The 17,117-nt window shown below is 70.8% G+C and carries 12 protein-coding genes and 1 tRNA gene; 6 read left to right on the top strand and 7 right to left on the bottom strand.

Annotation, left to right across the window (positions count from 1 at the left end; genetic code table 11):
* Nucleotides 1-449 (bottom strand): lamin tail domain-containing protein (locus tag ACWGIG_RS04630; protein WP_453320037.1); only part of this gene is annotated, 449 nt, incomplete at its 3' end.
* Nucleotides 450-965: 516 nt separating this feature from the next.
* Here ACWGIG_RS04630 and ACWGIG_RS04625 point away from each other — a divergent pair.
* Both ACWGIG_RS04625 and ACWGIG_RS04620 read left to right on the top strand, forming a co-directional pair.
* Nucleotides 966-2,987 (top strand): beta-N-acetylhexosaminidase family protein, encoded by a 2,022-nt coding sequence (locus ACWGIG_RS04625; protein ID WP_453320036.1) that lies wholly within the window; start codon nt 966-968, stop codon nt 2,985-2,987.
* A gap of 300 nt (nt 2,988-3,287) precedes the next feature.
* On the top strand, nt 3,288-4,514 hold the full coding sequence (locus ACWGIG_RS04620) for a cytochrome P450 (protein ID WP_453320035.1): 1,227 nt from the start codon (nt 3,288-3,290) through the stop codon (nt 4,512-4,514).
* Nucleotides 4,515-4,538: 24 nt separating this feature from the next.
* Here the strand turns inward: ACWGIG_RS04620 and ACWGIG_RS04615 are convergent, their stop codons facing one another.
* On the bottom strand, nt 4,539-6,068 hold the full coding sequence (locus tag ACWGIG_RS04615; RefSeq protein WP_453320034.1) for an RNA polymerase sigma factor: 1,530 nt from the start codon (nt 6,066-6,068) through the stop codon (nt 4,539-4,541).
* Nucleotides 6,069-6,532: 464 nt separating this feature from the next.
* Between ACWGIG_RS04615 and ACWGIG_RS04610 the strand changes: the two genes are divergently transcribed.
* The 3 genes from ACWGIG_RS04610 to ACWGIG_RS04600 are packed head-to-tail and all read left to right on the top strand — an operon-like array spanning nt 6,533 to nt 9,443.
* Nucleotides 6,533-7,288 (top strand): (Fe-S)-binding protein, encoded by a 756-nt coding sequence (locus ACWGIG_RS04610; protein WP_453320033.1) that lies wholly within the window; start codon nt 6,533-6,535, stop codon nt 7,286-7,288.
* Complete coding sequence (locus ACWGIG_RS04605; protein ID WP_453320032.1) at nt 7,285-8,721, top strand: LutB/LldF family L-lactate oxidation iron-sulfur protein; 1,437 nt, start codon at nt 7,285-7,287, stop codon at nt 8,719-8,721. The genes ACWGIG_RS04610 and ACWGIG_RS04605 overlap by 4 nt, the downstream gene beginning before the upstream one ends.
* Nucleotides 8,718-9,443 carry a LutC/YkgG family protein gene (locus tag ACWGIG_RS04600; RefSeq protein ID WP_453320031.1) on the top strand — a complete coding sequence of 242 codons (726 nt, stop codon included), beginning with the start codon at nt 8,718-8,720 and terminating at the stop codon, nt 9,441-9,443. Before ACWGIG_RS04605 ends, ACWGIG_RS04600 begins: the two co-directional genes overlap by 4 nt.
* A 28-nt stretch (nt 9,444-9,471) precedes the next feature.
* Here the strand turns inward: ACWGIG_RS04600 and ACWGIG_RS04595 are convergent, their stop codons facing one another.
* Nucleotides 9,472-9,954 carry a DUF309 domain-containing protein gene (locus ACWGIG_RS04595; RefSeq protein ID WP_453320030.1) on the bottom strand — a complete coding sequence of 161 codons (483 nt, stop codon included), beginning with the start codon at nt 9,952-9,954 and terminating at the stop codon, nt 9,472-9,474.
* A gap of 95 nt (nt 9,955-10,049) precedes the next feature.
* Nucleotides 10,050-10,126, bottom strand: a tRNA-Pro gene (locus ACWGIG_RS04590).
* A gap of 265 nt (nt 10,127-10,391) precedes the next feature.
* Here ACWGIG_RS04590 and ACWGIG_RS04585 point away from each other — a divergent pair.
* The gene (locus ACWGIG_RS04585) at nt 10,392-11,861 is read left to right on the top strand and encodes an aminotransferase class V-fold PLP-dependent enzyme (RefSeq protein WP_453320042.1); all 1,470 of its coding nucleotides are present in this window, start codon (nt 10,392-10,394) and stop codon (nt 11,859-11,861) included.
* Between the two features lie 39 nt (nt 11,862-11,900).
* Here ACWGIG_RS04585 and ACWGIG_RS04580 read toward each other — a convergent pair whose 3' ends face one another.
* The 3 genes from ACWGIG_RS04580 to ACWGIG_RS04570 all read right to left on the bottom strand — a co-directional run bounded on the left by ACWGIG_RS04580 (nt 11,901) and on the right by ACWGIG_RS04570 (nt 17,066).
* Entirely contained in the window at nt 11,901-12,476 is a 576-nt protein-coding gene (locus ACWGIG_RS04580; RefSeq protein ID WP_453320029.1) for an RICIN domain-containing protein, read from the bottom strand.
* Nucleotides 12,469-13,050 (bottom strand): RICIN domain-containing protein, encoded by a 582-nt coding sequence (locus tag ACWGIG_RS04575; RefSeq protein ID WP_453320028.1) that lies wholly within the window; start codon nt 13,048-13,050, stop codon nt 12,469-12,471. Before ACWGIG_RS04575 ends, ACWGIG_RS04580 begins: the two co-directional genes overlap by 8 nt.
* 176 nt (nt 13,051-13,226) lie before the next feature.
* On the bottom strand, nt 13,227-17,066 hold the full coding sequence (locus ACWGIG_RS04570) for an nSTAND1 domain-containing NTPase (protein WP_453320027.1): 3,840 nt from the start codon (nt 17,064-17,066) through the stop codon (nt 13,227-13,229).
* Between the last annotated feature and the right edge of the window lie 51 nt (nt 17,067-17,117).

The following is a 17,117-nucleotide window of genomic DNA, read 5'->3' as shown; positions in this document are numbered from 1 at the left end:
CAGTCGTTGCGGAGGGTCGCCGTGTCCCGGTTGTTGTCCCACACGTAGCGGTGACGGTCCTGGTAGACGTGGCCGTAGCGGTCGTGGCCGTAGCCGGTGTGGACCTTCACGCTGTCGCGGCCCCGCAGGCGCAGGTGGTCGAAGTAGTAGCGGTGGCCCTGCCGGTCGGTGAGCGAGTAGCCGTCGAGGTTGACCGAGTGGCGGCCGAGGTTGCGGACCTCGACCCACTCGCCGTTCAGGCTCCGGTTGGAGCCGTCGTCGTAGCCTGGGCTGTTGTACTGGACCTGGCCGATGACGATCGACGGGCGCGGCGCCTTCGCCGCCTGGGCGGCAGGAGCCGCGGCAGGTGCGGCGGCGGTGGCCGGCAGGGCGGTGACGCCGATGACGGCACCGGCCGCGAGGGTCGCTGCGGCGACACGGCGAGTGAGACGACTGCGGGCTGCGGACATGGTGATCCCCCCTGGGAGCTGCCCATCCGCCCCTGGCCGGGACGGAGATGGGATGGTGCGGGCCCCGGCGTGCTGCCGAGAACACAACTGTGGACCCGGTACGGGGCGCGCGGGGAGGCGCGCGGACAAGGCGTTACGCAATGCGGACACGGGTGTATCTCTCCGCTGCAATCGGCATGTATCCGGCTCGCGAGGTTACCGATGGTTCGCGGTGCGATGCACCTACCGTCCCTGAACTCGGCTGAATGGCAGGGGAGTTGTCGATCCATGCTGTTCTGTACGTCGAGGTGTGGGGCCGGGAAGCGGGCGGCGGTGCGTAACAGGTCTTTGCGGGTCCGTGATGCGGGCGGACCGGGGCCGTGCGACGGATGGGGTGCATGGTCTTGACGGGTCATCGCCAAGTGGTCGACCCTGTCCAGCAGTTCGGAAAGGCTCGAACTTTCGCACAGTTTCCCTCACGACCGCGCACACTCCACCGGACGCTCCACCGCACACCCCGCCCGCACCGGAGGCCGCATGACCGTCGTATCCCGCTCCCTTGCCGCCCGCAGTCTCGCGCTCACCCTCACGCTCGGCCCGCTGACCCTGGCGGCACCCGCGGCGACCGCCGTGCCCCCACCGGCCGTGCCCGCACCGGCCCCCGCCGCTTCCGGCCCGCTGCCCGTCGTGTCGCCGACGCCGCAGCGCATTACCCGTACGGGCGCTGACATCGTTGTCCCCTCCCGCGTCGAAGTCATCGTAGGCAAGGACTCCGACCAGGCGGCCCGCGCCCTCCTGGCGGACACCCTCGGCGCCCACGGCGTGCGCCACGTCGACGTACGTGAAAGACCGTCCTGGCACGCACCGTTGAGCATCCTGCTCGGCCCGGCCGGCCGCCCCGACATCGCCCGCGCCCTGACCGGCACCGCCGTCCCGGAGCACGCCGAGGGGTACGCGCTGCGCGCCGCCCGCAAGACCGTCGCACTCGGCGGCACCGACGCCACGGGCCAGTACTACGCCGTACAGACCCTGAAGCGCCTGATCGTGCCGGAGCAGACACACGGCAGCGGACTCGGCGGCCGGGCCCGTATCGCCGGAGCGTCCGTCTCCGACTTCCCTTCGATGCCCCTGCGCGGCTCCATCGAGGGCTTCTACGGCCCGCCGTGGACCGAGGCCGAACGCCTCGACCACATGGACTTCCTCGGCACCGTCAAGTCCAACACCTACGTCTACGCGCCGAAGGACGACCCGTACCACCGCGACAAGTGGCGCGAGCCCTACCCCGCGGACAAGGCCGCCGAGCTGGACGGACTCATCAAGCGCGCCACCGCGAACCACGTCCGCTTCACCTTCGCCGTCTCGCCCGGCGCCTCCATCTGCTACTCGGACCCCGCCGACACCAAGGCGCTGACCGCCAAGCTCCAGGCCATGTACGACCTGGGCGTACGCACCGTCTCCGTCCCGCTCGACGACATCAGCTACACCAAGTGGAACTGCGAAGCCGACGAGGCGGCCTTCGGCGCCCCGGGCCAGGGACCTGCCGCCAAGGCCCAGGTCAGCCTCCTCAACACCCTCCAGAAGGACTTCGTCGCCACCCACCCCGGCATGAAGCCGCTCCAGATGGTGCCCACCGAGTACGGCGACCTCAAGGACTCCCCGTACAAGCAGATCCTGCGCTCCACCCTCGACAAGCCGGTCGAGGTGATGTGGACCGGCACCGACGTCGTACCGCCCTCGATCACCGTCGACCAGGCCGAGAAGGCCTCCGAGCTCTTCGGCCGCAAGGTCTTCGTCTGGGACAACTATCCGGTCAACGACTTCGGCCGCACCGCGGGGCGGCTCCTCCTCGCCCCGTACGACAAGCGCGAACCCGGCCTCTCCGACCATCTCACCGGCCTCATCTCCAACCCGATGAACCAGGAGGCGGCCAGCAAACCGGCCGTCTTCACGATGTCCGACTTCGCCTGGAACGACCGCGGCTACGACCGCGCCCGCTCCGGCCGCCAGGCAGCCCTCCAACTCGCGGGCGGCGACGCCCGGCCGGCCGACGCGATGCAGGTCTTCGTCGACCTCAACCACCTCGCGCCCACCTTCGGCACCACCCCGTGGCAGCCGCAGTCACCGGTCTTCGGCCCGAAGACCGAGGCCTTCTGGAAGCGGTACGCCACCGATCCGCGCGGCGCGATCCGGGCGTTGCGCCCCGCCGTCGACGAGATCACCCGCGTCCCGGACACCCTGCGCCGAGGCCTTCACGACAGGCTCTTCCTCGCCGATGCCGCCAACTGGCTCGATGCCACGAAGCTCTGGGGCCAGTCGATGCGGTACGGGCTCGACACGCTGACGGCCGTCCAGCACGGCGACGCGGCGAAGGCGGAATCCGCCCGCAAGGCGATGGACGCCCGCGCCACGGCCGCCTCGAAGATCACCGTCGACCCGAAGGAGCACCACCAGCTCGGCCGGGTCAAGCTCGGCGACCCGTTCATCGAGGACTTCGTGGCCGGCGTACGGACCGCCCACGACGAGTCCAGGGCCGTCAACGGCGACCGCCGGTCGAAGTAGGCGGGTGGCGGGGTGCGGGGCGGCCTTCGTGCGGGTGGGTCGTGGCTGGTCGCGCCCACGCGGCGGAGCCGCAGATCGACACTGCCCCGCGCCCCTGACGGGGGCTCTTCGGCCCGTCAGGCGTTGAGGGCGGGGAGGGGCAGGCGCCGCGGGCAGGCCCAGCCCCTCCCGGTCCCGCACCCCCGTCCTGCGCCCCCGTCCCGCACCCCCGTCCTGCGCCCCCCGTCCCGCACCCCCCGTCCTGCGCCGCGCGGTCTGCCCCCTTCCCCCGCCCCACCCCTCTGCTGCACGATGATCCCCGTGGACTTAGCCGAACACCGCGCCCTCGACGCCCTGCAACGCGACCCGTACCCCCTGTACGCCCGCGCCCGAGCAGCCGACGGCCTCACCTTCGTGCCCGAGCTGGACTCCTGGCTCGTCGCCCGCGACGCGGACGTGCGCGAAGTCCTGCGCCGCCCCGAGGACTTCTCCTCCGCCAACTCGCTGCGCCCCGACGTCCACCCGGGACCCGCCGCCCTCGCCGAGCTGGCGAAGGGCATCGGCGGGCGCGGCACGGTCGTCACCGCCGACGGCGACGCCCACCGGATCTACCGCGCACCCCTCAACAGCGGGCTCGCCACGGCCCGCGTCCACGCCGTCCTGCCGTACGCCGCCGCCCGCGCCGAGGAACTCCTCGACGCCTTCGCGCCGCGCGGGCACGTCGAGCTGATGGGGGAGTACGCGGAGAAGCTGCCGGGCGACGTCGTCGGGCGTCTCCTCGGACTCACGGAGGAAGACGCCCGCACCGCGGTCGAAGGCGGCCGGAGCGCCGAGGAGCTCCTCTTCCGCCCGCTGCCCGAGGACGAGCAGGTCGCACGCGCCCGTGACGTCGTCGCCCTCCAGCACCTGCTGGACAACTACGTCCGCGAGCGCCGCGCCCACCCCCGCGACGACCTGATCTCCACCATGACCGCCGCTCTGGTCCCGGGCGCCGGCGACCTCACCCGCGAGCAGCGCGGCGAGATGGTCGCCCAGTTCCAGAACCTGCTCCTGGCCGGACACCTCACGACCACCGGGCTGATCGGCAGCACCATGCTCCACCTGCTGCGCGAGCGCACCCGGTGGGAGCTGCTGTGCGCGGAGCCCGCGCGGGTCCCCGCCGCGATCGACGAGGCCGCCCGCTACGACAGCCCGGTCCAGGGATTCCGCCGCGTCACCACCCGTACGGTGACCCTGGCCGGTACCGAACTCCCGGCCGGAGCCGTCGTGTTCGTCGCCTACGGGTCCGCCAACCGCGACCCGCGGCGGCACGAGGACCCCGACACCTTCGACCTCACCCGCACCGCACCCGCCCGCCACGTCGCCTTCGGCCACGGAGCGCACGGCTGTCCGGGCTCACAGCTGGGCAAGGCCCAACTGCGCCTCACGCTGGAACTGTTCGTCCGCCGACTGCCCGGGATACGCCTGGAGCGAGCGGCGGACCAGCGGGCCGTCGCGCGACCCACTCTGATCCACCGCTCGCCCCAGGCGCTGCACCTGACCTTCTGAGGGCCCCGTGGCCCACAGGTCCTCCTAGTCGAGGTAGTCGCGCAGCACCTGCGAACGCGACGGGTGACGCAGCTTGGACATCGTCTTGGACTCGATCTGGCGGATGCGCTCACGCGTCACGCCGTAGACCTTGCCGATCTCGTCCAGCGTCTTGGGCTGGCCGTCCGCCAGACCGAAGCGCATCGAGACGACGCCCGCCTCACGCTCGGAAAGGGTGTCGAGAACCGAGTGCAGCTGCTCCTGGAGGAAGGTGAAGCTGACCGCGTCGGCCGGGACCACGGCCTCCGAGTCCTCGATGAGGTCACCGAACTCGCTGTCGCCCTCTTCACCCAGCGGGGTGTGGAGGGAGATCGGCTCGCGGCCGTACTTCTGGACCTCGATGACCTTCTCGGGGGTCATGTCGAGTTCCTTGGCCAGCTCCTCCGGGGTGGGCTCGCGGCCCAGGTCCTGGAGCATCTGGCGCTGGACGCGGGCCAGCTTGTTGATGACCTCGACCATGTGCACCGGGATGCGGATGGTGCGGGCCTGGTCGGCCATCGCGCGGGTGATCGCCTGCCGGATCCACCACGTCGCGTACGTCGAGAACTTGAAGCCCTTGGTGTAGTCGAACTTCTCGACCGCACGGATCAGACCGACGTTGCCCTCCTGGATCAGGTCCAGGAACAGCATGCCGCGGCCGGTGTAACGCTTCGCCAGGGAGACGACGAGACGGAGGTTGGCCTCCAGGAGGTGGTTCTTGGCGCGGCGGCCGTCCTCGACGAGGATCTCCAGCTCGCGGCGGAACTGCGGGGTGAGGTCGTCGCTCTCGCCGTCCTCGCCCTCCAGCTTGTGCTCGGAGAAGAGACCCGCCTCGATGCGCTTGGCGAGCTCCACCTCCTGCTCGGCGTTGAGCAGCGGCACCTTGCCGATGAGCTTGAGGTAGTCCTTGACCGGGTCGGCCGTGGCACCGGCGACCGCGACCTGCTGCGGGGGGGCGTCGTCCTCGTCCTCGTCGGACAGGACGTAACCGGCGGTACCGGGCTTGGGGGTCTCCTCTTCCTCCTCGCCGTCACCCGCCCACTCGTCGGTCTGCTTCTTCGCCGCGGTCTTCTTCGCCGCCGCGGTCTTCTTGGTGGCCCGCTTCTTCGGGGCGGGCTTCTCCGCCGACGCGGTCGACTCGTCGAGGTCGTCGTCGGTGGCGACCACCTCGGCGGACGCGGTCTGTGCGGCGACCGTCGTCTTCTTGACGGCGGCCTTCTTGGCGACGGTGCGCTTCACGGCGGGCTTGGCCTCACCGCTCGCGGCGGTCTTGCGCGGGGCGCGCTTGGCGGCCTTCGCGGGCTTGGCGGCGGCAGCCGCCGTCACCATCAGCGTCACACCCTCCTCGTCGAGGACCTGGTTCAGGCTGCGCAGGACCCGCTTCCACTGGTCTACGGGGATGCTGTCCGCTTCGAAGGCATGACGCACGTCGTCGCCATTGATGTGGCCCTGCTCCTGGCCCCGCTCGATGAGCGAGACCAAGGACGGCGATTCGGCGATCTCCTGTGGGAACGGGCGGGACGGACTGAGCGACACGAAGAGCCTCTCGTAGCGAGAAATACAGTGTGATGGCGGGACGAGGCCCCAGCCGGGCCTCTCTCTGTTCCAGAAAGCCCGGCTGCGCGACGGCACCTGTCAGGTCATCGCGCACCCGCGCTGTTTCGTTACGCCTTTTACGAAGTGACCTGAGCCACTCTTCCTGCCCCGGCCCGGTCCCGGTCCTCCTGCCCCGGTCCCGTCCCGGCGCGAAACGGGTCCTCCTGGAGCGTGACGACCAGCGCCTGTCCGGTGGTTCGGCCCCGGACGAGCGGGCCGAGCGCAATCCCCAAGGGTACCCCGGGGTGACATTCCTCCCCGGCTCCCGCAGCTTTGGCCCGGAATTCGCCCGGGTGGGCGATTGCCGAGGGGGCACCCCGCTGCCCGGAGGATGCGCAACCGTGATCACTCGATCTTGATCGTTGCCCTATCGGGGCAGCCACGGCCCGCATATCATCCGACCTATGCGCGTCGCACTCTTCGTCACCTGCGTCAACGACGCGGTGTTTCCGGCCACCGGAATCGCCGTCGTGAAGCTCCTGGAGCGGCTCGGCGTCCAGGTGGACTTCCCCGCAGCACAGACCTGCTGCGGCCAGCCGCAGTACAACACCGGATACCGCCGCGACACCGAACCCCTGCTGCGCAGGACCGCCGGGGCCTTCGAGGGGTACGAGTACGTGGTCACGCCCTCCGGCTCCTGCGCGGCGATGATCCGCGACAACTATCCACGGATCGGACGCCTCCAGACCAAGGAGGGACGGGGCAGTGACCTGGCGCTCGCCGCCTCGTCGCTCGTGCCCAGGACGTACGAACTGACCGAGTTCCTCGTCGACGTCCTCGGCGTCACCGACGTCGGCGCCTACTTCCCGCACACCGTCACCTACCACCCGTCCTGCCACGGCCTGCGCATGCTCGGCCTCGGCGAACGCCCCCGCAGGCTGCTCGAAGCGGTCAAGGGGCTGGAGCTCAAGGAGCTTCCGGGCGCCGACGAGTGCTGCGGCTTCGGAGGTACCTTCGCCGTTAAGAACTCCGATGTTTCCGCCGCGATGGGCGAGGACAAGGTCCGTCACGCGCTCTCCACCGGAGCCGACTTCCTGTGCGGCGCCGACAACTCCTGTCTGATGCACCTCGGCGGCATGCTCCGCCGTCAGGACGCCCCCGTGCGCGCACTGCACCTCGCCGAAATCCTGGCCAGCACCGAAGAGGAGCCCCTGCTGTGAGCGGTACGTATCTCGGGATGCCGTCCTTCCCCCGGGCGGCCCGGGAGGCCGTCAAGAACGAGACCCTGCGCGCCAATCTCCGCCACGCGACCCACACCATCCGCGACAAAAGAACAAAAGCGGTCGCAGAGTTGAGCGACTGGCCGGAATTGCGCGAAGCGGGCAAACAGATCAAAGACCGCACCTTGCGCCATCTCGACACCTACCTCCTCCAACTGGAGGAGGCCGTCACGGCGGCGGGCGGCACGGTCCACTGGGCGGCGGACGCCGACGAGGCGAACCGCATCGTCACGGACCTCGTGAAGGCGGCGGCGGGCAGCGACACGGAGAAGCAGGAGGTCGTCAAGGTCAAGTCCATGGCCACCCAGGAGATCGGCCTCAACGAGGCCCTGGAGGCCGAGGGCATCGCCGCCTACGAGACCGACCTGGCCGAACTGATCGTCCAGCTCGGCGAGGACCGCCCCTCGCACATCCTCGTCCCGGCCATCCACCGCAACCGGGGCGAGATCCGCGAGATCTTCACCCGCACGATGAGCGAATGGGGCCGCCCGGCCCCCGCAGACCTCACCGACAACCCCGCCGACCTCGCCGAAGCGGCCCGCCTGCACCTGCGCGAAAAGTTCCTCCGCGCCAAGATCGGCATCTCCGGCGCGAACTTCATGGTCGCCGAGACCGGGACGCTCGTCGTGGTCGAGTCCGAGGGCAACGGCCGCATGTGCCTGACCCTCCCCGAAACCCTGATCTCCGTCGTCGGCATCGAGAAGATCGTCCCCACCTGGCAGGACCTGGAGGTCTTCCTCCAGACCCTCCCGCGCTCCTCCACCGCCGAGCGCATGAACCCGTACACCAGCACCTGGACCGGCACCACCGACGGCGACGGCCCGCAGACCTTCCATCTGGTCCTCCTCGACAACGGCCGCACCGACGTGCTCGCCGACGACGTGGGCCGCCAGACCCTGCGCTGCATCCGCTGCTCCGCCTGCCTCAACGTCTGCCCGGTGTACGAACGGGCCGGCGGCCACGCCTACGGCTCGGTCTACCCGGGCCCCATCGGCGCCATCCTCACGCCCCAACTGCGCGGTACGACAACGGAGTTGGACGCCTCCCTCCCCTTCGCCTCCTCGCTCTGCGGCGCGTGCTACGAGGTCTGCCCGGTCGCCATCGACATCCCGGAAGTCCTGGTCCACCTCCGCGAAAAGGTCGCCGACCAGGGCGGCCGGGGCCACCGGCTGGAAAAGGCCGCGATCAAGGCCTCCACCTGGGTCCTCGACCACCCCGCCGCCCTCACCGCCGCCGAACGCGCCGCCTCCCTGACCCGCAAGGCCCACCCCAAGAAGATCCCGGGCGCCGCAGCCTGGACGAACACCCGCGACCTGCCCGAACTGCCCGCCGAGCCGTTCCGCGACTGGTGGAAGAGGAACCACACATCATGACCACCCCCACACCTGAGCCGGGCTCGATGCCCTCTGCGCCGACCGGTGCCCCGCCCGCCCCGAGGCCGGGCTCCACGCCCTCGCCGCCGTCCCGCAGCCGTGACCGCATCCTCGCCCGGATCCGTGCGGCGGTCGCCGACGCCCCCGAGGTGCCCGAGCCCACCCGTGCCTACGCCACCAGCCACACCCCCGACGACCCGGCGGCCGTCCTCGACCTCCTCCACGAGAACCTCGCCGACTACCGGGCGGTCGTCCACCGCACCACCGAGGACGGCATCGCCCACCTCCTGATGCGCCTGCTCGCGGAACGCGGCTCGGCCTGTGTCCTCGTACCGCCGCAGCTGCCCCCGCACTGGCTCTCGGCCGCCGACCCCACCCGCATCCACGACCGGGCGGCCCTCACCCCCGCCGACCTCGACCAGGTCGAGAGCGTCGTCACCGGCTGCGCCCTCGCCATCGCCGAGACCGGCACGATCGTCCTGGACGGCAGCCCCGACCAGGGCCGCCGCCGCATCACCCTCGTCCCCGACCACCACATCTGCGTGGTCCGCGCCCCCTCCCAGGTGGTCGCGTCCCTCCCGCAGGCCATGGGCCGCCTGGACCCGGCCCGCCCGCTGACCTGGATCTCCGGCCCGTCGGCGACCAGCGACATCGAACTGGACCGGGTCGAGGGCGTACACGGCCCCCGCACCCTGGAGGTGGTCCTGCTCACGGAGGACTGACCGGACCGGCCGGCCCGGGGCAGCCGCCTCAGCGCGCGCCGAGCCTCGGCGCCTCGGCTCCCGCATCCACCGGGCCCGCCCCCGGCGCGCCCACCCGCCCGGCCAGCTCCCGTGCCCACCGCACCAGCGCGGCGAGGTCCATCCCGTGGGCGGTGTTCCCGTACGCGGCCAGGCCTCCGGCGCCCCGCAGCAACAGCCGCGCCCCGCCCGCCGCATTGCCCCGCGCCGCATGGGTCAGCCCCACCGCCAACTGCGCCAGAGCCCGCCACAGCGCGGCCTCCTCCTCGGGGCCCGACTTCCACGCGTCCTCGAACACCTCGTGCGCATGGAACGGCATCCCCGCGTCCAGCAGCCGCTGCGCCTCCCGCACCGATTCCGCGGGGGAGCGCACCACGCCCTCCGGCTGCCGCTCCACCCCCGGGGTTCCGTACGGCAGCGGGCGCCCGAGCCCGTCGCGGGGGCGCGCGTTGCGCGCACGGCCTTCGGCATCGCGGTCCCGCTTCATGTCCATGGCGCCCATTGTCCCTCCGGGAAAACACCCGGGAACGCGGAAAAGGCCGTATCAGAATTGATCTCTGATACGGCCTTCGACCTGCGAATAAACGCTGGTCGGGACGACAGGATTTGAACCTGCGACCCCTTGACCCCCAGTCAAGTGCGCTACCAAGCTGCGCCACGTCCCGGTGCGTGCCTGACCTGGGCTTTCCCCTGGCTGAGCACGCATGAGAACAATACCCCAACCTGAGCGGCCCCAAGAACCGCCTGCCGCGCGAGCCGCATCCCGGGGGAGCGAAAAGGGCCGAGGCACGGAGGACGAGAGAGAAGGAGGATGGGAGAGGCGGAGGATGGAGAGGCAGACCGAGGGCGGCATCCCGAGGAGGCGTCGTGGACAGGACCCGTACGAACGGCGAGGCGGACGGCCCCGGCACACCCGCGCCGCCCCCGACCGTGCCCCAGCCCCAGTCCCCGCCCCCGCAGGACGCTCCGGCCGCAGAGTTCTTCACCGCCCTGCGGGACGCCGAATTCGGCCGGCTCGACGAGGGCGGGCACGTCTACCTGGACCACACGGGCGCCGCTCTCCCGCCACGCTCCCTGGTCCTGGCGTCCGCGGAGCGGGTGGTCGGCGGCTGTTACGGCAACCCGCACTCCGAGAGCCCGGCCTCCCGGGCCTCGGGACTGCTGCTCACCGAGGCCCGCCAGGCGGTCCTGCGGCACTTCCGTGCCGACCCGGCGGAGTACGCGGTGATCTTCACATCCAACGCGACGGGCGCGCTGCGGCTGGTCGGCGAGGCGTACCCCTTCACGTCCCGCGACCGCCTGGTCCTGCCGCTGGACAACCACAACTCGGTCAACGGGCTGCGCGAGTACGCGCGGGCCCGCGGCGCCAGGACGGTGTACGTCCCGCTCGGCGGGCCCGGGCTGAGTGTCGACGAGAAACAACTGAGGGCCGCCCTGCCCCCGCGCGGGCGCACGGACGGTGAGGGGCGGCGGCGCGGACTGCTCGCGTATCCCGCGCAGAGCAACTTCACCGGGGTGCAGCACCCGCTGGAATGGGCGGCGGCAGCGCAGCGCCGCGGCTACGACGTCCTGCTCGACGCCGCCGCCTTCGTCCCCACCCACGTCCTCGACCTCGGCCGCCACCACCCCGACTTCGTCGCGGTCAGCTGGTACAAGGTCTTCGGGCACCCCACGGGCGTCGGCAGCCTCATCGCCCGGCGCGAGGCGCTCGCCAGGCTGCGCCGCCCGTGGTTCTCCGGCGGCACCGTCCACGCGGTGAGCGCCCAGGCGCAGTGGCACGTCCTCGCCCGGGACGAGTCCGCCTTCGAGGACGGCACGGTCGACTTCCTCTCCATACCCGACGTGACGGCAGGACTGGAGTGGATCAACGGCATCGGCATGGACCGCGTCCACGCCCACGTCGCCGCCCTGACCTGCCGCCTGCTGACCGGGCTGCGCGCCCTGCGGCACAGCGACGGCTCACCCCTGGTGCGGCTGTACGGGCCGGACGGCGCAGGCGTCCCGTACGGCGAGGTCCCGTACCGAGGTGTCCCGCGCGGCGGGACGGTGGCGCTGAACCTGCTCGGGGCGGACGGCCGGGTCGTCGACGAGCGGATCGTCGCCCGCGACAGCGCACAGCACGGGATCTCCCTGCGCACGGGCTGCTTCTGCAACCCGGGCGCGGGGGAGGCCGCCTTCGGCCTGCCGCTGCGCCGCCTGCGGAGGGCGGCAAAGCGCCGAGTGGACTCGCTGGAGGACTACTTGGAGCTGTTGCGGCTTCCCTCCGCAGGGGCGATCCGTCTCTCGCTGGGCATTTCCTCCCAGCCCGCCGACATCGACGCGTTCCTGGCCTTCGCGGCCGGCGCCTACCGCGACCGGACGCCCACGACTGCGGGGCTGCCCCCGCGCGAGGGCTGCTGACGGCGGCGGTGCGGGCCGGTGGATCTCCGAAGGGGCCGGCTAGTTGAGGAGGAAGCGCTGGTTCTTGACGTTCTTGCACTTCCACAGAATGAGCCGGGCGCCGTTGGCCTTGTTCCCGCCCTCCACATCGAGGCATTGGGTGCCCACGTGAACGGAGAAGGTCTTTCCGCCGCGCGCGATGACATTCCAGGCCTGGTTCAGACTGTTCTTGCAGTGCCACTGCAGGACCTTGCGGCCTTTGCGCATGTCCGCGCCGTCGAGGCACTTGTTACTGGATTCAGATTTGATCCAGTGGCGTCCCTGATGGTGAATGAAGTTCCAGCGCTGGTTGCCCTGGCGCTGGCATGTCCACTGGTTGATCTTCGCTCGGGTGGTGTTGTCCCAGGCGTGCACCGTGACGCACCTGTTCGGTGCGTGGGCCGGCCGGATGTAGTGGATCCCGGTGATGCCCTTTGCCGCCGCGGAGGAGGAGGTGGCGGCGGAGGTGCGCGGGGGAGCCTCGGGGGCTGAGACGGCGGGTGACGCCATGCTCAGCATGCCGGCCCCGGCCAGTGTGACCCCGAGAAGTGCTTTGGTCTTCGTCATCGTGTTGTCTCTCCCCGGGATCTCAGACACGGACCATCTTGAACTGCTGGTTGCCGACGTTCTTGCACTTCCAGAGCACCAGTTGCTTGTTGTTGGCCTTGGAGGCGCCGGGAACGTCGAGGCACTTGGTCGCGATGTGCTTGGGCTTCAGGGCCACATGGCCCGACAGGTTCCTGACGTGGAACTGCTGGTTGTTGCGGCTGTTGCAATCCCACTGAATGATCTTGGCGCCGTTGGCCTTGCTGCCGCCTGCCACGTCCAGGCACTTGCCGCTGCGCTCGTTGATGACATAGGCGACGCCCCACTGGTTGGTGTACACCACCCGCCAGCGCTGATTCGCCCGGTTCTGACAGGTGTACTGGTCGACCGCGGCGCCCTTGGCGGTGCCGGCCCCGTGAACGGTGAGGCACTTTCCGCTGTGCTTGGCCTTGAAGTACCACACAGCCCCGGCGCGCGCTGCTTGCCCGGCTTCTGCAGTCGCAGGGACCGAGGCGCTCCCCGGCTGGGTGCTTGCCATGGTCGGGCCCGCCGGCCCGAGGAGCGTCACCGCCCCCAGGGCCGCGGCGGTGACGCCCGTTGCGGCGTGCTTGCGCGTGTACCGCATAGCTCTCCTTCGGTTCACATTCGGCTCGGGCACAGCTCGTGCCCACGGCGGCACGCCCCCGGACCGGAGGCGTGCCGTTCGGTTGGTTCTGCCTCAAGTTCACCGGGCCCAGGGTTGTTGCGCCGCCCGATCCTGGGCGTGAAACAAAGCAGGTGAGCGGTCCCGGGGGCGGGGGATCAGGGTGTTGGGCAGATGTCCTGGTACCGGACTGTGGGGATGAGCCTCTTCCACTCGGCTCGGGGCAGAGGCCCTGGGGCGCGGCGGCAGACGGTTGTGGCGGCGGAGGCCGGGCCGAGCTCGTACGTGGCGAAGGGAATGTGCTTTCCGCTGGTGTAGAGCTGGTCGCCGGAAGGGCTGAAACGGATGCTCTTCGCCGGGTCGCCGGATGTACGGAGAGGGGATCCGATGGGCTGGTGGGAGGCGGTGTCCCAGAGTTGCAGGGAACCGTCGCTCAACGAAACGGCCAGCAGCCGGGAGTCGGGGGAGAAGGCCAGCCCCAGGGTGGACACCTCCGGGCGGAGGCTGGGGCTGGTCAGTTCGCCGAGACGACGGTGCGTGCGAACGTCCCAGAGCGTCACTCGGCCAGAAGTGTCGCCCGTGGCCAGATGGGCGCCGTCCGGGCTGAAGGCCGGTGCGTGGCCCTGACCGAAGCGGTGCTCCGTGCCCCGAGGTCCCGAGCGCATCCCGGCCGACTGTCCTTCGTCGGTGACGAAGCTGTCGCCATCGGGAGCGAAGGCCAGCGAGTGGCCGTTGATCCCCTTCCAGGTCCTGGTCGCTGCGCGGCGGTCCAGGTCCCACAGGTGGGTGGAGCCCTCGTACGGGATCTCCATCAGTAGCAGGGCACGGCCATCAGGCGTGTACGCAAGGGCGCCCAACTCCGACCCCTCGGCGGGGGGCAGGCTCTGCGTCCGCGTCACGCGGCGCTGCGCGACATCCCAGAAGGACAGCCTCCGGGAGGGAAGTGGAGCGCTCGCCTCGTCGGTTCCGAAGACAAGGGTGTGGCTGTCGGGGCTGAAGGCCAGCAGCGAGACGCACGGCCACGGGTAGGCGAATCCCCGAGATCGGCATGGTGCGCTCGGCAGTTCGGACCAGTCACCCCCCGGCCGGAGGTCCCGGACCCGGAACCGTACGCGCTGCTTGTCGACCTGGGCGGTGGCGAGCAGCGTGCCATCAGGGCTGAACGTGGCCGCGGCCGACCGTTCGGGCCGCCATTCGGGCGTCAGGGCTCCCTTCAGGTCCACCGTGTGGACCGTGCGCCCCCAGGATTCGTCGGGGCCGCCCAGATAGCGCAACTGGCCCGCCGCGAGATCGAAGCGGAGCTGTGTCGCCCGTTCGCCCCTGAGCGGATGGCGGAAAACCGGGGCTTCGGGGCTCTGTGTCCGCCAGATCTGAAGCTCGGTCCGGTCCGTCACTGCCAGGAACTGCCCGTTGTCGCTGTACTGGGCCTCGTATACGCCCTTGTGCTCGACCCTGGCGTATTCCTTGCCTGTGGCGACGTTCCAGGAACGGACCCCGTCCTCTCCCGTCACGGAGAGCGTGCGGCCATGCCTCGTGAATCGGATCGCCTCGTCGGTGCACTGCTGCCAGGACACGGTAGGGGCCCAGGGCGTGTGCAGCCTTCGCCGGTGGGGTACGTCCCACAGCTGGACCGGTTCGTTCGGGACGCACAGCGCCAGCAGCCGGTCGTCGTCGCTGAGCGTCACGTCCTGGATGACGTCGACACCGCGCTCCTCCTTCATGCGCCGCAAAGTGAGTGTCGGGGCGACGGGCTCGGGAAGAGGGGCGTCTGTCCGGAGTTGCCGGCGTCGTGCCGGCAGCACGAGCAGCACCTCGCCAGTGTCCATTTTCCTTACTGTGGCGGTCTGTTGAGTGACGCGGGACAGGGAGGCCTGCTGCTCGTACGTCACGATGGTGAGGCCGCTCGGCCCCATCTCGACGCCGCCGAAGGCGTTGGCCTGCCACGGGCCCCGGCGCCCCGTCGCGAGGTCGCGGGCATGCACGCGCCACCCTTCGCCCTTCCCGGCGAACACCGGTGTCCAGCGCGAGTACCCCCGAGGCGGAGCAGCGCCGGCCAGCCCGTTCCCCAGCCCCGGCAAGGTGCGCTTGCGCCGCTGACGCGCCACGTCCCACTCGACGACCTCCCGTGAGCCGAGACTCAGGAGCGTGCGGCCGTCCGCACTCAACTGACGCATCGCGGCGGCATCCGTGTTCGGGTCCATGAAGGAGCGCTGCTCCGGCTGCGCCATCGCGCTCATCAACGCGGCCCGGGTCTCCGGGAGTTCGGCGATCCGCCACGATGCGAGGCCCAGTCGCATCGCCGCCACCGGGTCCGACTGTCGCAGGCTCTGCGCGACTCCGGCGATGCGTCGCGCCTCCGCCTCGATGCGGCGCTTCTCGCCGTCGCGGTTCTGCTGCCAGGCGGTGAGGCCCGCGACCAGGGCGAGTGCCAGGAGGAGGGAGAGCACGCCGGTACGGGTCCTGCGGTTGCGCCGCTCGCGGGTGCGCGCGGCAAGACTCGCGCCGAGGAACTCCCTTTCCATTGCATTGAGTTCGTCATCGGGTTCATCGTCAGTGCCGGGACGGTACGTGAACCGAACCTCGGCCACCGTCAGCCGGGTGCCCCGGTACAGGGCGCCCGCGTCGCGGCCCAGCGCGTGCCAGCCGGACGCCGCGTCCGTGAGGAGCCGGTGCTGGCGCAGCCTCTCACGGTCCTCCTCGATCCAGGCGCGGAGCCGGGGCCAGGCGGTGAGCAGCGCCTCGTGCGCCAGGTCGACCGTGGTCTCGTCGAGCGTGATGAGACGGGCACGGGCGAGCCGTTCCAGGACGGCGGCGGCATCTTCGGGCGCCATGGTGGCGAGTTCCTCGCGGGGGACGGGGCGCCGGGTGTCCGGCGTCCCGTCCCCCGGGGTGATCAGGCGTAACAGAATCCGCCGAGTGAGCCGGGACTGGGCCGGTGTCAGGTGCGCGTACAGCTCCTCGGCGGTCTGAGCGACGGCCGCGTGGATGCCGCCGGTCGCCTCGTACGCCTCAAGGGTCAGTGCGCGGCCCCGGCGGCGGCGCCAGGTCTCCAGCAAGGCGTGCGAGAGCAGCGGCAGGCTGCCCGGCTCCCCTGCGGCCTGTTCCGTCAGCCGGGCAGTCAGCGCACGTTCCACGATCAGTCCGTGTGCCCGGGCCGGTTTGACGATCACCGCACGCACCTCGTCGGCAGTCATGGACCCCACCGGCACGCTGGACCGGCGGATGGCCGCAGCCAGCTCCGGATGGGCCAGGCAGTCGACGTAAAAGTCGGCGCGTACACCGAGAACGACGCGCAACCGGCTTCCGGGTTCGGCCGCGGCCAGCAGACCGGCAAGGAAATCGGCCCGCTCGCCGGTGTCACGGCACAGGGTGAAGACCTCCTCGAACTGGTCCACGATCAACCAGGTGTCCCCCTCGCCCGGGGCCGGTGCGCACACCGCGTCGTGAGTGCGCAGCGGATGCTCACCCGGAGTGAGGATCCGCACGGCCGCCGGCCGCTGTTGCGCGTCGAGGCCGCGCAGGCGGGGTATCAGCCCCGCTCGCAGCAGGGATGACTTGCCGCTGCCGGACGGCCCGAGGACCGCGACCACGCGGTGCTCCGTCACCGTGCGGACCAGTGCGTCCGTCACCTCGTCCCGGCCGAAGAACAGACCCTCATCGCCCACGTCGAAACGGGCCAGACCGCGATAGGGAGAAGGGACGGTCTCGTCCAGCACGGGGGTGCACACCCGGGCCTGGTCCGTGACCGCGTCGCGCCAGCGCTGCTCCCAGTCCTTCTCATCGCCACCGCACGCCCGGACATAGGCCAAGGCCACCGGAAGAGAAGGGAGTTGCTCCCCGCCGGCCGCTCTCGACAGGGTGGAGACCGAGACCTCCACCTGCCGGGCCATCTGCCGGTAGGTCATCCCGCCCGCTTCGTGACGCAGCTTGCGCAGCTCGGACGCGAACCCCTGAACCGGCCCCAGCCCCGGATCAAGATCCGTCTCCGGACGCCCCATATCGCTTCCTCCCCGTGCGGTCCGCGTGAGCAGCAGCGACGTCTCATCCCA

Source organism: Streptomyces sp. NPDC054863, assembly GCF_053610825.1.
Note: the sequence above shows the minus strand (reverse complement) of the source record. Positions and strands in the feature narration are given on the sequence as shown.

What these genes read in the sequence shown, in the direction of transcription:
- ACWGIG_RS04625 (WP_453320036.1), top strand. Translation starts at nt 966, where the DNA reads ATGACCGTCGTATCCCGCTCCCTTGCCGCCCGCAGTCTCGCGCTCACC.
- ACWGIG_RS04610 (WP_453320033.1), top strand. Translation starts at nt 6,533, where the DNA reads ATGCGCGTCGCACTCTTCGTCACCTGCGTCAACGACGCGGTGTTTCCG.
- ACWGIG_RS04600 (WP_453320031.1), top strand. Translation starts at nt 8,718, where the DNA reads ATGACCACCCCCACACCTGAGCCGGGCTCGATGCCCTCTGCGCCGACC.
- ACWGIG_RS04595 (WP_453320030.1), bottom strand. Translation starts at nt 9,954, where the DNA reads ATGGACATGAAGCGGGACCGCGATGCCGAAGGCCGTGCGCGCAACGCG.
- ACWGIG_RS04575 (WP_453320028.1), bottom strand. Translation starts at nt 13,050, where the DNA reads ATGCGGTACACGCGCAAGCACGCCGCAACGGGCGTCACCGCCGCGGCC.
- ACWGIG_RS04570 (WP_453320027.1), bottom strand. Translation starts at nt 17,066, where the DNA reads ATGGGGCGTCCGGAGACGGATCTTGATCCGGGGCTGGGGCCGGTTCAG.